The 14,932-nt window shown below is 73.4% G+C and carries 8 protein-coding genes; 6 read left to right on the top strand and 2 right to left on the bottom strand.

Annotated elements, in window-relative coordinates:
- Positions 1-10: 10 nt before the first annotated feature.
- Positions 11-1,033: a 3-oxoacyl-ACP synthase III gene (locus MLY01S_RS01400; protein WP_067188608.1), complete on the bottom strand. Its 1,023-nt coding sequence runs from the start codon at positions 1,031-1,033 to the stop codon at positions 11-13.
- A 209-nt stretch (positions 1,034-1,242) separates the two neighbouring features.
- Between MLY01S_RS01400 and MLY01S_RS01395 the strand changes: the two genes are divergently transcribed.
- Genes MLY01S_RS01395 through MLY01S_RS01385 form a run of 3 tightly spaced genes read left to right on the top strand, consistent with a single transcriptional unit; the run spans position 1,243 to position 7,461 of the window.
- On the top strand, positions 1,243-2,829 hold the full coding sequence (locus MLY01S_RS01395) for a cytochrome ubiquinol oxidase subunit I (RefSeq protein ID WP_067188606.1): 1,587 nt from the start codon (positions 1,243-1,245) through the stop codon (positions 2,827-2,829).
- Positions 2,830-2,860: 31 nt separating this feature from the next.
- Positions 2,861-3,883, top strand: a complete 1,023-nt coding sequence (cydB, locus tag MLY01S_RS01390; RefSeq protein WP_067188604.1) for a cytochrome d ubiquinol oxidase subunit II — start codon at positions 2,861-2,863, stop codon at positions 3,881-3,883.
- Positions 3,880-7,461, top strand: coding sequence for an ABC transporter ATP-binding protein/permease (locus tag MLY01S_RS01385; protein ID WP_067188602.1), 3,582 nt, complete (start codon positions 3,880-3,882; stop codon positions 7,459-7,461). The genes cydB and MLY01S_RS01385 overlap by 4 nt, the downstream gene beginning before the upstream one ends.
- 102 nt (positions 7,462-7,563) lie before the next feature.
- Here MLY01S_RS01385 and MLY01S_RS01380 read toward each other — a convergent pair whose 3' ends face one another.
- Entirely contained in the window at positions 7,564-10,155 is a 2,592-nt protein-coding gene (locus MLY01S_RS01380; protein ID WP_067188600.1) for a DNA gyrase/topoisomerase IV subunit A, read from the bottom strand.
- A 49-nt stretch (positions 10,156-10,204) separates the two neighbouring features.
- Between MLY01S_RS01380 and MLY01S_RS01375 the strand changes: the two genes are divergently transcribed.
- The 3 genes from MLY01S_RS01375 (at position 10,205) to MLY01S_RS01365 (ending at position 14,864) form a co-directional block, all read left to right on the top strand.
- Entirely contained in the window at positions 10,205-12,937 is a 2,733-nt protein-coding gene (locus MLY01S_RS01375) for a bifunctional acetate--CoA ligase family protein/GNAT family N-acetyltransferase (protein ID WP_067188598.1), read from the top strand.
- Positions 12,938-13,023: 86 nt separating this feature from the next.
- Positions 13,024-13,689 (top strand): DUF5998 family protein, encoded by a 666-nt coding sequence (locus tag MLY01S_RS01370; protein ID WP_067188597.1) that lies wholly within the window; start codon positions 13,024-13,026, stop codon positions 13,687-13,689.
- Positions 13,686-14,864, top strand: a complete 1,179-nt coding sequence (locus MLY01S_RS01365; protein WP_067188595.1) for an alkaline phosphatase family protein — start codon at positions 13,686-13,688, stop codon at positions 14,862-14,864. Before MLY01S_RS01370 ends, MLY01S_RS01365 begins: the two co-directional genes overlap by 4 nt.
- The last annotated feature ends 68 nt before the right edge of the window (positions 14,865-14,932 follow it).

The raw sequence follows: 14,932 nt of genomic DNA, 5'->3' as shown, positions 1-14,932 counted from the left end.
GTCCTCCTTCTCACCACTGGATCTCGAGCATGGCGGTGTTCAGTCCGGAGCCGACGCCGAGGCAGAGGACCTTGTCCCCGCGCTCGAGGGTGTCCTGCTCGCGGACGAGGGTGATGGGCAGGGACGCCGGGCCGATGTTGCCGAGCGTCGGGAAGGTGGTGGGGACGCGGTCGAGGTCCAGGCCGGCGGCCTCCGCGATCGCGTTGGTGTGCAGCTGGGAGACCTGGTGGGTGATGAACCGGTCCGCGTCCTTCCAGCCCCAGTCGGCGGGCGCGTCGTTCCAGGCGTCCATGACGAGCTCGAGGCCGCCGTCGAGCAGGCCGGTGGAGTCGGTGTACATGCCGTTGTGGTCGCCCACGCAGAGCAGGTGGTGCTCGGAACCGGCGCGGGTGACGCCGCGGACGATGCGGTGGCCCTCCGGGTGCTCCTCGGCGGAGCCGATCACCGCGCCGGCGGCGCCCGAACCGAGGGTGAGGGAGGCGAACTGCTCCATGAAGTTGCCGCGGTTGGTCTGCGGGGAGTGCAGGTTCTCCACGGTGGCGTCCTGGACCTTGAGGGCGTCCTCTCCGGCCACGACCACGGCGTAGTCGACCTGGCCGGCGTCCACGAGGGAGGAGGCCAGCATGATGCCGTTGACGAAGCCGAGGCAGGCGTTGGTGATGTCGAAGTTCACCGCGGAGGTCGGCAGGCCCATCATGTGGTGGACGCCGACGGCCACGGACGGCTCGAGGGTGGCGCGGGTGACCGAGGTGTTGACGATCAGGCCGACCTGGTCCGGGCGCACCCCCGCGGCCTCGAGGGCGGCGGTGCCGGCGCGGGCGGCGGCCTCCTGGAAGTCGCCCGGCCTGTCCCAGTTGCGGCGGGCGCGGACGCCGGCCACGCGCTGCAGCAGCCCCTTGGGCAGCTTGAGGCGCTTGAGGACGTCGTCCAGACGGACGTCCAGCTCATCGGAGGTGAGCTCGTTCGGGGCCTCGACCTCGGTCACCGCCAGGAGGGCGGCGCGGGAGTACTCGAAGCTGGCGTTGCCGGACACGTTCGGTTACCTGGGCCAATCTGCTCGGGGCACGTCTGTCGGGCCCGCCGAGCGGGCAGGCCGGAGAACGAGTCTATCCCCCGGGGGGACCGAGGGCCTCAGGAGGGTGATCGGAGCCACTCGACACATGCCTGACCGGTGATGGCCCAGGGGTATCCTGAGAACGTCCCACACCGTGGAATCACGTCTCTGCCCTGGAGTCTCACAGTATGGATCCCCTGGAACTCGCCCGCTGGCAGTTCGGCATCACGACCGTCTACCACTTCCTCATGGTCCCGCTCACGATCGGCCTCGGCCTGCTCGTGGCGGTCCTGCAGACCGCCTGGTTCGCCACCGGAAAGGAGGCGTATCTGCGCATGACGAAGTTCTGGGGAAAGCTCTTCCTCATCAACTTCATCATGGGTGTGGCCACGGGCATCGTGCAGGAGTTCCAGTTCGGGATGGCCTGGTCCGAGTACTCCCGCTTCGTGGGCGACGTGTTCGGCGCCCCGCTGGCCATGGAGGCGCTCATCGCGTTCTTCCTGGAGTCCGTGTTCCTGGGCGCCTGGATCTTCGGCTGGAAGACGCTGCCGAAGGCCGTCCACCTCGCCGCACTCTGGCTGGCCGTGATCGGCGCCCACTTCTCCGCGTTCTTCATCATGGCGGCCAACGCCTTCATGCAGCATCCGGTGGGATACCGGGTCGTGGACGGACGCCCGGTGCTGGACGACATCGGCGCGGTGCTGACCAACCCGATCCTGCTGACCCACTTCCCGCACACCCTCATGGGCGCCTACGCCGTCGGCGGGGGCTTTCTGCTCGGCATCTCCTGGTACCACCTGTGGCGACGACGTGCCGACGGCATCGACACCGTGGACGCGGACGGCCGTGTGGTGGTGGGGGAGACCGGCTCGGCCGCCCGTGACCGCCAGGACCACACCGTCTGGCTCCGCTCCCTGCGGATCGGCGCCGTGGTCGCGATCATCGGGTTCGTCGGCACCGCCTTCACCGGTCACGCGCAGGCTCAGCAGATGATCGAGAACCAGCCGCTGAAGATGGCCTCCGCGGAGGCGGCCTGCCACGACGGCACCGCGTTCTCGGTCTTCTCCTTCGCCGACCTCTCCAACCGGTCGGGCGCCACCACCTGCGACGACGTCGTCGGAGTGGTCGAGATCCCGGGCCTGCTGTCCTACCTCGCCTATGAGGACTTCACGACCCCGGTGAAGGGCGTCACCACCCTCATCCCCGAGTACGAGCAGAAGTACGGCACCCACCTGCCGGACGACCCCATGTACGGCGAGCGCGCCGGCATGCAGATCGACTACCAGCCGCTCATGGAGGTCACCTACTGGGGCTTCCGTCTGATGATCACCTTCGGCGGCCTCGCAGCGCTCGCGGCCGCCTGCGCCCTGTGGATGACGCGCAGGGGGACGGTGCCGGCCAGCCGGAACTGGATGCGCGTGGCCGTGCTGTCCATCGGAGGCTCCTTCGGAGCGAACATGGCCGGCTGGGTGTTCACCGAGATGGGCCGCCAACCGTTCGTCGTGGCCCCGAACCCCGCCCTGCCCGCCGGCGACCAGGTGTTCATGTTCACCGCCGCGGCGGTATCCCCGGGCGTCGATGGGTTCGAGATCCTCGTGTCCCTGATCGTCTTCGCCCTGCTCTACGGCACGCTGCTCGTGGTCGAGGTCGTCCTGCTGGCCCGCTATGTGCGCGGCGGTGTGCCCGCCGGCATGCCGGAGCTCACCGCACACGAGCACGCGGACCCCGCCGACCACGACCACGACGAGGACGACGTCCTCGCCTTCGCCTACTGACCCGCGATCGGGACCCAAGGAGAACGTCACCATGGCAGAGACCCTGCCCACCATCTGGTTCGCCCTCATCGGAGTCCTCTGGCTCGGCTACCTGCTGCTCGAGGGCTTCGACCTCGGCGTCGGGATGCTCATGCGCCTGTGGGCGCGGGACGAGCGCTCCCGGCGCCAGCTGCTCAACACCATCGGTCCCGTGTGGGACGGCAACGAGGTGTGGCTGCTCACCGCCGGCGGCGCGACCTTCGCGGCGTTCCCGCACTGGTACGCCTCGCTGTTCTCTGCCCTCTACCTGCCGCTGACGCTGACGCTGGTGGGACTGATCCTGCGCGCCGTGGCCATCGAGTACCGCGGCAAGGCGATCACCGACGCCGGGCGCGCCGTATGGGACGCCTGCCTGGCCGGCGGCTCGCTGCTGGCCGCCTTCACCGTGGGCGCCATGCTCGCCCTGACCACCACCGGCCTGCCGCTGGACGCCAACGGCGACCGCGTGGGCGGCCCCTTCGTCTGGATCACCCCGTACGCGCTGCTCGGCGGCGTGGCGGTGGTCCTCTACGCGATCGCCCAGGCATGGGCATTCCTCGGCCTGAAGACCGACGGCGCCGCACGCGAGGCGGCCCGTCGGGTGCTGGGCCGCTGGCTCCCGGTGCTCGTGGCGCCGTTGGCCCTGTGGGTCGTGCTCGTGGTCGCCCGCCGCGGCGCCGTCCTGCCGTGGGTGCTCACGGTGCTCGCCGTGGTGGCCCTGGCGGCGGCCTGGATGTGGGCGCGTGCCGGCCGTGAGGGCCTGACGTTCGCCGGCATGGCGGGCTTCCTGGCCGCCGGCGTGGCCGCCCTGTTCACCGCCGTCTACCCGGTGGTGCTGCCCTCCACCATCGACCCCGCGTACAGCCTCACCGTGGAGAACGCCTCGTCGGGCGCCTACACGCTCACCGTCATGGCGTGGGTGACGGTCGTCTTCGTGCCGATCGTCCTGGCCTACACCGCCTGGTCCTACTGGACCTTCCGCCGCCGCATCGCTGTCACCCACATCCCCACGGCCCACGCGGTCCGCCCGGTGTGAGTCGTCCCGACGACGGCCGGGCACCTCGGTCTTCCGGCCCCCTTCCCCGAGACTCCGCCTCCCGGCGGCTGCTGGTCCCCCTGCTGGGCTGCGCCGTGCTGCGTGCGGGCGGATGGATCCTGCTCGCCGAGGCGCTGACCCGGCTGCTGACCGGGCTGGCTGCGGCCCTGCCCGTCCCCGATGCCTCCGACCTGCTCGACCTGCTCCTGCGCCCGCCGGCCCCTGCCGGGCCAGTGGAGGCGGACCAGGTCGGCCTCGCCCTGCTGCTGGGCGCGGCGGGCACCCTGCTGCGTGCGGCGGCGGAGGCGATCGCTCCGGCGCTGGGGCGCCGGACCTCCCTGCAGGTGCAGGCGGACCTGCGCCGTGCGCTGCTGCGGCGCCGCCTGGACGAGGCCGACGCCCTGGGCGAGGACGTGGGCCCGGACGCGGTGGTGGCGACCCGCGGCCTGGAGGGACTGGACGACTACCACGCGCGGGTGCTGCCCGCCCTGGCCGCGGCAGCGGTGGTCCCACCCGCGCTGATCGGGTGGGCGCTGCTGCGAGATCCGCTGTCCGCGCTGCTGCTGCTGCTCACCCTGCCGCTGGTGCCGTTGTTCATGGTCCTGATCGGCCGGCACACCGCCGAGCGCATCGCCGACTCCGCCGCGGGACTGGCCCGGCTCTCCTCCCAGCTGGCCGAGCTCGCCCGTGGGCTGCCGGTGCTCGTGGGCCTGCACCGGGCCGGGGTGCAGCGGCGCTCTCTGGAAAGGGTCTCCGAACGGCACCGGGCCGCCACGATGGGCACCCTGCGCACCGCGTTCGTCTCCGGTCTTGCGCTGGAGCTGATCGCCTCCCTGTCCGTCGCGGTCGTGGCCGTGGTGATCGGCGTGCGTCTGGTCTCCGGGAGCCTGGGGCTCGCGGAGGGGCTGGTGGTCCTGGTCATGGCCGCCGAGGTCTACCTGCCGCTGCGGGACCTGGGTGCCGCCTTCCATGCCACCGAGGATGCCGAGGCGGCCCGGGACCGCATCGACGCCCGCCTGCACGAGCCGCTGCGTGTCCCCGCCCTGGACCGGCTGCGGGGCGCAGACGACGCAGGTGAGGACCCTGCGCAGCCGGTGCTGGCCCTGGACGGGCTGCGGATCGCCTACGGGGCCGGGCCATGGGTGGTGGACGGCCTCGACCTGTCCGTGCCCGCCGGCGAGGCCCGGGTGCTCTCGACCGGGTCCGGCACCGGCAAGTCCACCGTCCTGCACCTGCTGGCCGGGCTGCTCCGCGACGACGACGTCCGTGTGGCCGGCACGGTGCGGGCGCCCGAGCCCGGACGCGTCCTGTGGCTGGGGCAGCATCCGGAGTTCGCCGCCCCCACGGGCGCCGAGGAGCTGGCGTTGGCGGGGGCGGACCCGGTGCAGGCCCGGTCCGCTCTGGAGGCGGTGGGCCTTCGCGCGGACCTGGCGGAGCGCCCGGTCGACGACCTCAGCCCCGGGGAGCGGCGTCGTCTTGCCCTGGCCCGGCTGCTGGCCCGGCTCGCGCAGACGGGCGACGACGACGCGGACGGCGCGCCTCGGCTGGTGCTGCTCGACGAGCCCACCGCCCACCTGGACGAGACGGCGGCGGACCGGGTGCGCCGACTGCTGCTGACGATCAGGACGGACCGGGTGCCCGGAATGTCCCTGCCGCCGGTCGCCCTGCTCATCGCATCCCACGACCCCGCCCTCGCCGGATCAGGGCGGCCGCCGACGGCCGCCGTGGCCGATGCCGGCATCGATGCGGCCGTCACCGGGCCGCCGGTCGCCTCCACCGCACAGCGTGTCCCGCGCGGGCGCCACGTCCTCCGGCTGCTGCCCTGGGGCGCCCGCAGGCTGTGGGCGGCGGTGGGCTGGGCCGTGGGGACCCACCTGTCCGCCGCGCTGCTGGCCGGTCTGTCCGGCTGGCTGATCGTCATGGCCGCCTATCAGCCGCCGATCCTGTACCTGCTGGCCGTGATCGTGCTGGTGCGGGCGTTCGGCGTGTCCCGCGGCGTCTGCCGCTACCTGGAGCGGCTGTCCGCCCACGACGCGGTGCTGGCGTGGGCGGGCCGGCTGCGTCTGCGGATCTGGGACCGCCTCGGCGCGGATCCCGCCGCCTTCCGCCGGCTCAGCCGGGCCGACGGGGCCCTGTCCGCGCTCGTCGCGGACGTCGACGCACTGCGCGACGCCGTGCCCCGCGTCCTCGTCCCGGTCCCGGCGGCGCTGCTGGCCTGGGCTGTCACGGCCGCGATCGTCTCCGTGCTGGCCCCCGGTCCGGCCGCGGCGGCCCTGCCCGTCGCGGCCGCCGGGCTGGTGCTGGTCCCCGCGGCGGTGCTGCTCGTCGACCGGGCCGCCTCCGGGGCCGCCGCCACGCGACGCTCGGCGCTGCTCGGACACGTCACCCGCCTGCTTCAGGCAGCGGCAGACCTGCACGCCAACGGCCTGGCAGAGCGCGCCCTGCAGAGGCTTGACCGGACCGCCGAGCAGCTGGACGCCCCGGCACGCCGCGCCTCCCGCGCGGCCGGGCTCGGGGCGGCCCTGGCCGTGGCCGCGTCCTCGGCGTCCGCCCTGGCCGCCGCCCAGGCCGCCCTGGACACCGGCACCGCCGCTCCGGCCGCGGCGTTGGCCGTCCTTATCGCTCTGAGCTGGGCCGAGCCGCTGGCCGCCCTGGGGACCGCCGCGGCGCAGCTGCCCGTGCTGCGGGATCGGGGCCGCGCCGTCGCGCCACTGCTGGCTGGGCCGGAGCCGACCGGATCGGGGCGTCCGACATCCGCCGCCGAGGCCGACACCGTCGTCGAGGCCGACACCGTCGTCGAGACCCTGCTGCTCGAGGACGCCGCCGCGTGGCATCCGGGGGCACAGGAGCCGGTCTGGACCGGCCTGGACCTTCGTGCTCGGCGGGGCGAGCGGATCGGGGTGGTGGGGCCGTCCGGCTCCGGCAAGTCCACGCTGCTGTCCGTGCTGCTCGGCCTGCTCCCGCCTGCCCAGGGCCGCTATGCGCTGCTCACCGCGGCGGAGTCGGAAGAGGTGGAGTCAAAGGAGGCGGGGCCGGAGCTCGGGCCCGGGACGGCCCCGGTGTGCCGGCCGGGCGCCGACGCGGCCGGCACGGGGCGCCGAGCCGAGGCCGGGACCAGGCCCTCGGCGGACCGCCTGCGCCGGGTGGCGTGGACGCCGCAGGACGCGCTCGTGTTCGACTCCACCGTGCGCGGCAACCTGGCGCTGTCCCGAGACCCGCAGCAGGCCCCGGACGAGGAGGAGCTGACAGACGCCCTGCGCCGGGTCGGGCTGGACGGCTGGCTCGCGGCACAGCCGGACGGGCTGGACACCCGGGTCGGACCGGGCGGCCGGCGACTGTCCGGCGGGCAACGTCAGCGTCTCGCGGTGGCCCGGGCCCTGCTGGCCGGGGCGGATGTGGTCCTGTTGGACGAGCCGACGGCGCACCTCGGCCGCGACGAGGGCCACGCGCTCATGCAGGATCTGGTGGCGGGCCTGGGGGAGAGGATCACGGTGACGGTCACCCATGACGAGGCGCTGGTGGCGGACGCCGACGTGGTCCTGCGGCTCGGGGCCGAGCACGGCCACCGCCGGCGGTGACCCGACGCCGCGTCAGGGGCCGTCACGGCGCGCAGTGAGTCGTCGTCCACGCGCTCGGCAGGTCAGCCCCGGGTGCCGGAGCGGTGACCTGCACCGCGACGCTCACTCGGCCGAGACCTCCACCGCGTCGTCGGCCTGAGGGGCGGCGGCCACCAGGATCGGCGAGGCGCCGGAGCCGATCGCCTCGATCCTCTGGTCCACCGGGACGCCCGAGCCGTCGCGGCGGCCGAACTCGGTGGGCAGGGCGCGGGCGACGCCGGCCTTCGACGCGGCGAGGGCGGGGGAGGCGCCGGCCCAGGCCAGCACCACGGCGTTCTCGCCCTTGAGCATCCGGTGGGCGCGGACGCCGGCGGTGCCGCGGCCCTTGGTCGGGTACTCGCCGAGCGGGGTGACCTTCACGGACCCGGGCGCGGAGCCGAGCAGGTCGGACTGGCCGTCGGCCACGGTGACCACCACGGCCGGACGCTCGGAGGAGGACAGCTCGGCCTCGGGCACCACGGTGCCGGCCGGGGCGACGGCGAACGCGAGGACGGTGTCCTTGTCCGCCACACGCATGCCGGCCATGCCGCCGGCGGACGGGCCCTGCGGACGGACCAGCGAGGCCTCATAGTGCAGCAGCTGGCCGGCGGCGGTGACGAACACCAGGTGGTCCTCGTCCTGCACTGCGGGTGCGGCACCCACCACGGCGTCCCTGTCCTTGAGGGTGATGGCCTCGAACACGTCCCGGTTCAGCGGCCACTGTGGGCGGACGCGCTTGACCACACCGCGGGCGGTGCCGATCGCCAGGACGGCGTCCAGGGGGACGAGGGCGACGAGGGACTCGCCGCGCTCGAGCGGGACGAACTCCTTGGCGGGCACGGACTCGGCCATGGCCGGGGAGGCGGAGGCCTCCGCGGCGGCGGGGATGTCCACGACCTGGAGGCGGTGGAGGCGGCCTGCGGAGGTGAGGGCACCGATCTCGCCGCGGGCCGTCGTCGGGACCACGGAGGTGTAGGAGTCGTGCTTGTGGCGGCGGCCGACAGGGGCGATCGGGGTCCGGTCCGCGGTGCGCAGCAGGCGGCCCGCGGTGGACAGCAGCACCCAGCAGGGGGTGTCCGCGACCATCATCGGGGACGCGACGGCCCCGGCCTCCTTCGCCGCCGGGGCGGAGGCGGTGGGGGAGGCGAGGTTCTCGGCGTCGAGCAGCCGGGTGCGGCGGTCGTCGCCGTACTCGGCCGCCACGTCCGCCAGCTCGCCGGAGACGACCTCGCGCAGGCGGGCGTCCGAGGCGAGGATGGCCTCCAGCTCGGCGATCGCGGCGGCCAGCTCGTCCCGCTCTGCTTCGAGCTCGATGCGGGAGAACCTGGTCAGCTGGCGCAGGCGCAGCTCGAGGATGTGGTTGGACTGGACCTCGGTGAGGTCGAAGACCTGCATGAGGCGGGTGCGGGCCGCGGCGGCGTCGTCCGAGGTGCGGATGATCTCGATGACCTCGTCGATGTCGACCAGGGCCAGCAGCAGGCCCTCCACCAGGTGGAGCCGGTCCCTCTTCTTGCCGAGGCGGTACTCGGTCCGGCGACGCACCACGGACAGGCGGTGGTCCACGTAGACCTGGAGCAGCTCCTTCAGCCCCAGGGTCTGCGGCTGGCCGTCCACGAGGGCCACGTTGTTGATGCCGAAGGTCTCCTCCAGCGGCGTGTGCTTGTAGAGCGCGGCGAGCACCGCCTGCGGGTTGAACCCGGACTTGAGCTCGATGACGAGCTTGAGGCCGTTCTTGCGGTCCGTCAGGTCGACGACGTCGGAGATGCCGGTGATCTTCTTGGCGTTGACGCCGTCCTTGATCCGCTCGATCACCTTCTCCGGGCCGACGCCGTACGGCAGTTCGGTGACCACGAGTCCGGTCTTGCGGGCGGTGACCTGCTCCACGGCGACGGTGGCGCGCATGCGGAAGGAGCCGCGGCCGGTGGCGTAGGCGTCCTTCACCCCGTCCAGGCCCACGATCCGGCCGCCCGACGGCAGGTCCGGGCCGGGGACGTGCTCCATCAGGTCCGCGAGCTCCGCGTCCGGGTGCCCGAGCAGGTGGCGGGCCGCGGCGACGACCTCACGCAGGTTGTGCGGGGCCATGTTGGTGGCCATGCCCACCGCGATGCCGGAGGCACCGTTGACCAGCAGGTTCGGGTAGGCCGACGGCAGGACGCCGGGCTGGGTGAACTGGTTGTCGTAGTTCGGGACGAAGTCGACCGTGTCCTCGTCCAGGTCGGCGGTCATCGCCAGCGCCGCCGGAGCCATGCGGGCCTCGGTGTAGCGCGGGGCCGCCGGACCGTCGTCGAGCGAGCCGAAGTTGCCGTGGCCGTCCACCACCGGCAGGCGCAGGGAGAACGGCTGGGCCATGCGCACCATGGCGTCGTAGATCGCGCCGTCGCCGTGGGGGTGCAGCTTGCCCATCACCTCGCCGACCACGCGCGCCGACTTCACATGCCCCTTGTCCGGGCGCAGCCCCATCTGGGACATCATGAACAGGATGCGCCGCTGGACCGGCTTCAGGCCGTCGCGGGCGTCCGGCAGGGCGCGGGAGTAGATCACCGAGTACGCGTACTCGAGGAACGAGCCCTCCATCTCCTGCGCGACGTCGACGTCGACGATGTTCTCCTGCTCCACGGGAACGGGCTGCGGGGCGTCGCCACCGGCCGAGCGGGAACGGGTCGATCGGGCTGTCATGGTGCTTCGGGAGTCCTCAACGGTTCGGAGATTGTCTAGGCTGAATCCTATGGGTGAGAAGCGTCAGAAGCCTGTATATCCCCGCCACTGGGAGGCGGACGTCGTGCTCAGGGACGGCACCACCGCCCGCCTGCGGCCGATCACTCCGGACGACGCGGACGGCCTGCAGGCCATGCACCGCGGCCAGTCGGAGTCGTCGATCTACCTGCGCTACTTCACGTACAAGTCGCAGCTGTCCAAGAAGGACCTCAAGCGCTTCACCGTCGTCGACTACAAGGACCGCGTGGCCTTCGTGGTCCAGCGCCGCGGCCGCATCCTCGGCGTCGGCCGCTACGACCGCTACCCGAACCAGGACGTCGCCGAGGTGGCGTTCAACATCGCCGACGACGCGCAGGGCCGCGGCCTCGGCTCCATCTTCATGGAGCACCTGGCCGTCGCCGCCCGCGAGAACGGCATCCGCCGCTTCACCGCCGAGGTCCTCCCGGAGAACCGCAAGATGCTCTCCGTGTTCCAGGAGTCCGGCTTCGAGATCGCCCGTCGCTTCGAGGACGGCGTCGTGGCCGTCGAGTTCCCCATCGACCCGACCGCCCGCTGGCGTGCCGTCATGGAATCGCGCGAGCACCGCGCCGAGGCCCGGTCCGTCTCCGAGATCGTCAACCCGTCCTCCGTGGCGGTCGTCGGCGCCTCGCGTCACCCCGAGTCGGTCGGCCACGTGGTCCTCGAGCACATCCTCGCCGGCGGCTTCACCGGGGACGTCCATGCCGTCAACCGCGAGGCCTTCGAGGTCTGCGGTGTGCCCGCCCACGCCCATGTGAAGGACATCCCGGGCCCGGTCGACCTCGTGGTGGCCGCCGTCCCCGTGGACGAGATGCCCGGCGTCGTCGAGCAGTGCGCCGAGCACGGCGTCAAGGGGATCCTTGTGCTCACCTCCGGCTACGCGGACGCCGGCGCCGAGGGCGTGGCCGCCCAGCGCGCGCTCGTCTCCCGCGCCCGCGCGGAGGGCATGCGCATCATCGGTCCTGCCTCGCTCGGCGTGATCTGCACCGACCCGAAGATCCGCCTGAACGCCTCCCCGGCGCCCGGCATGCCGGCTCGCGGCCGCATCGGCCTGTTCAGCCAGTCCGGCTCGATCTCCGCGATGCTCGCCTCCTCCGCCCTGCGCCGCGGCATCGGCGTGTCCACCGTGATCAGCGCAGGCAACCGTGCCGACGTCTCCGGCAACGACGCGATGCAGTACTTCGAGGACGACCCGCAGACCGCCGCCGTGGGCGTGTACCTCGAGTCCTTCGGCAACCCGCGCAAGTTCTCCCGGATCGCGCGCCGCCTCTCCCGCACCAAGCCGGTCGTGGTGGTCCGCTCGGACGTCACCGGACGCAACCTGCCCCCGGGCCACGAGACCCGCACCACCCGGGCACCCGAGGGCACCGTGGACTCCATGCTGGACCAGACCGGCGCGATCGAGGTCATCACCCACGAGGAGCTCATGGACCTCATGCAGGCCCTGGCCTCCCAACCGCTGCCGCGCGGCCGCCGTGTGCTCCTGGTGGGCGACTCCCTCGCCCTGGACCGCCTCGCCCGGGACGCCGCCTCCGCCGAGGGCCTCGAGGTCGTGGACACCGTCGGCCTCGCCTCCGCCGAGGACGGCACCGCCCGCCACGCAGACGCCGTCCGCAAGGATCTGGAGACCGCGCTCGCCGACGGCCGCGCCGACGCCGTGGTGGTCATCGCCCGCGCCGGCCTGCACCAGTCGGCCGAGGTCCCCGCCGATCTGGCCCGCGAACTCTCGGACGCCGCCCGCGGCGCCGAGGTGCCGGTCCTGGTCTGCCTCACCGATGTGGTGGACCCGGAATACTCCGGTGCGCTGCTCGCCGGCTCGGCTCCGCTGGACGACGACGCCGAGCCCGGTGCCCTGCAGCCGGGCGTCCCGTTCTACCCGTCCCCTCAGAAGGCCCTGCGCGTGCTCGGCCGCCTGGCCACCTACGTGGACTGGCGGGACGAGGACATGGGCGAGCCGATCGAGCTCGAGGGCGTGGACCGCCACACCGCGGAGGAGATCGTGGAGGCCGCCGTGGCCCGCGGCAACAACGGCACCGAGCTGACCCGTCTCACCCCGGAGGAGACGGCGCGCCTGTTGGACTGCTATGGCATCTCCACGCTCCCGTCCGAGCGCTTCAGCACCACGGATGAGGCCGTGGAGGCGGCCGAGCGCCTCGGGTTCCCGGTGGCCGTGAAGGCGGTCGACCCGCACCTGCGCCACCGTCTCGACCTGGGCGGTGTGCGGCTGTCCATCACGGACGCGGACTCGCTGCGCCGCAACGTGGAACAGATGCGCCAGGCGCTGAAGGCCTTCGGCGTCACCGAGCTCGAGGTGCAGGCCATGGCGCCGGCCGGCCAGGCCGTCACCGTCACGGCCCTGGAGGACCCGCTGATCGGCCCCGTGGTGTCCTTCGGCATCACCGGCGACGCCACCGACCTGCTGGACGACTGGGTGCACCGCGTCCCGCCGCTGACCTCCGGTGACGTCTCCCAGATGGTCCGCGCCCCGCGTGCCGCGTCCAAGCTGCAGGCCCACGGCGGTGTGCCCGCCGCGGACATGGGGGCCCTGGAGGACCTCGTCTCCCGCGTGGCCGCCCTCAAGGACGACCTGCCGTCTGTCGCCCGCCTGAGGTTCGCCCCCGTCCTGGCCGGCCCCGGCGGAGTCACGGTGCTGCAGGCCGAGGTGGACGTCGCGGACGCCGGCCAGCGCACCGACTCCGCCCGCCGTGCCATGCGCGGGGACTGACCTCGTGGACGACGCCCCTCGGCGCCGCCAGGGCGTCGCCTGTGGATGCGGCGGTCAGGTGACCGGGCGCCGATAGCATGGAGCCCATGACCCCGCTGCGCAGGAACCACGAGCACGACGACCACCGCTCACCGCTGAACCGCCTGGGCGCGGCCGAACAGGGCCGCCGCTGGACGGTGGGCTCGGGTCCGTCGCTGACCGAATCGCTCGCCCGCGCCGGGTTCTACCCGGACCTGGTGGCGCACCACCTGGCCCAGGAGCTGGAGGGGCGGCAGCCACTGGCCCACCTGGTGCACGTGGACACCCACTTCGACTACGACGAGATCCACCGCCACATCACCGTGCTGGTGGTGTGTGAGGACGTGGTGGTGGCCGCGCACCTGGACGACCACCCGCTGGACACCGAGGGGCGCCGCATGCTGGCCCAGATCTCCACGGAGCTCGTCCCGGTGTCCGCGATCGGCTCCGTGGTGATCACCACCGGCCACGCCGAGCCCGAGCGGTTCCGCCCCACCGACCCGGTGGCCGAGATGACGCTGGCCGTGCAGTGGGCCGGCGGCCAGCGCCTGGACCTGCAGCCGGCCGGCTGCGCCGACCCGAACTGCGAGGCGGACCACGGCTATACCGGCACCTCCACGCGCGAGGACCTCGTGATCCGCGTGGCGGCGGACGCCGACGGGCGTGCCGCGGTCGAGGACGCCCTGGCGTTCGCCCGCACCCTGCGCCGCGTCCACCTGGCGGCGGTCGCATGAGCGCACCCGTCCCCGCCGGCGTCGTCCCGTCCGAGCGGCATCTGCGCTCCGTCATGGCCTCGGCGGCCGCGGCGCTCGGGGTGGAGGGGCTGGACAACGCGCTGGCCTGGCCGCAGACGCGCCGTGCCGTGGTCGCACTGGTGGACGGGCTCGGCCGCAACGTGCTGCGCCGCTTCGGGGGTCACGCCCCGTTCCTCAAGTCCGCCATGGAGTCCCACGGCCGCGTCCTGCAGGTGCCCGTGCCGACCACCACCGCGGCCTCCCTGACCAGCCTGGGCACCGGCGAGGAGCCGGGCGTGCACGGCGTGGTCGGCTATGACGTGCTCGATCCGGAGCGGGGCGTGGTGGTGAACATGCTCGGCGGCTGGGACCCGGCCACCGTCCCGGAGCAGTGGCAGCCGCTGCCCACCGTCCTGGAGCGGGCCGAGGCGGCCGGCTGTGCGGTGGTCACGGTCTCCCTGCCTCTGTTCGCCGGCTCCGCGCTGACCCGCGCCGCCCTGCGCGGCGGCGAGTACCGGGCCGGCTCCACGATGGCCGCCCGCATGCAGCTGGCCCTCGGCGTGCTGGACAGCGCCCGGCAGCCAGCCCTGGTCTACCTGTACTTCAACGAGCTGGACAAGGCCGGTCACCGCGACGGCCTGGGCTCCGACTCCTGGCTCCATGCCCTCGAGGAGGTCGACACGACGCTGAAGCGGCTGCACGAGCGGATGCCGCCCGGCTCCACCCTCGGCATCACCGGGGACCACGGGATGGTGGACGTGCCCGACTCCCGTCGGCTCGACTACGCGGAGGTGCTCGAGGACGGGAGTCTGCGCTTCCCGGAGCTGCTCGACGGCGTGGAGCACACGGCGGGGGAGCCGCGCCTGGTGCAGCTGCACTTCGGGGCGGACGTCTCCGCCGAGCGCCGCGCCGCCGTGGCCGAGGCCTGGCGTGCCGCCCACGGCGCCCACGCATGGGTCCTGACCCGGGACGAGGCGGTGGCCGCCGGCTGGTTCGGCGCCAAGGTCGCGGACCGGGTGCGCCCGCGCATCGGCGACCTGCTCATCGCCGCCCACGGCGACCTGGCCCTCTACGACGGCCGCCGGGTCGGTGCCCACGCCTTCGAGATGGTCGGACAGCACGGCTCGCCCACCCGCGCGGAGCGTGAGGTGCCCCTGCTGCTGCTCAGCACCTGAGCGGGGAGAGCCACTTCTGACGGTGCCCTGCCGTGCGCCGTCTCCCGTGCGCCGTCTCCCGGGCTGCT

The organism is Micrococcus lylae NBRC 15355, assembly GCF_001570885.1.
Classification (GTDB): domain Bacteria; phylum Actinomycetota; class Actinomycetes; order Actinomycetales; family Micrococcaceae; genus Micrococcus; species Micrococcus lylae.
Note: the sequence above shows the minus strand (reverse complement) of the source record. Positions and strands in the feature narration are given on the sequence as shown.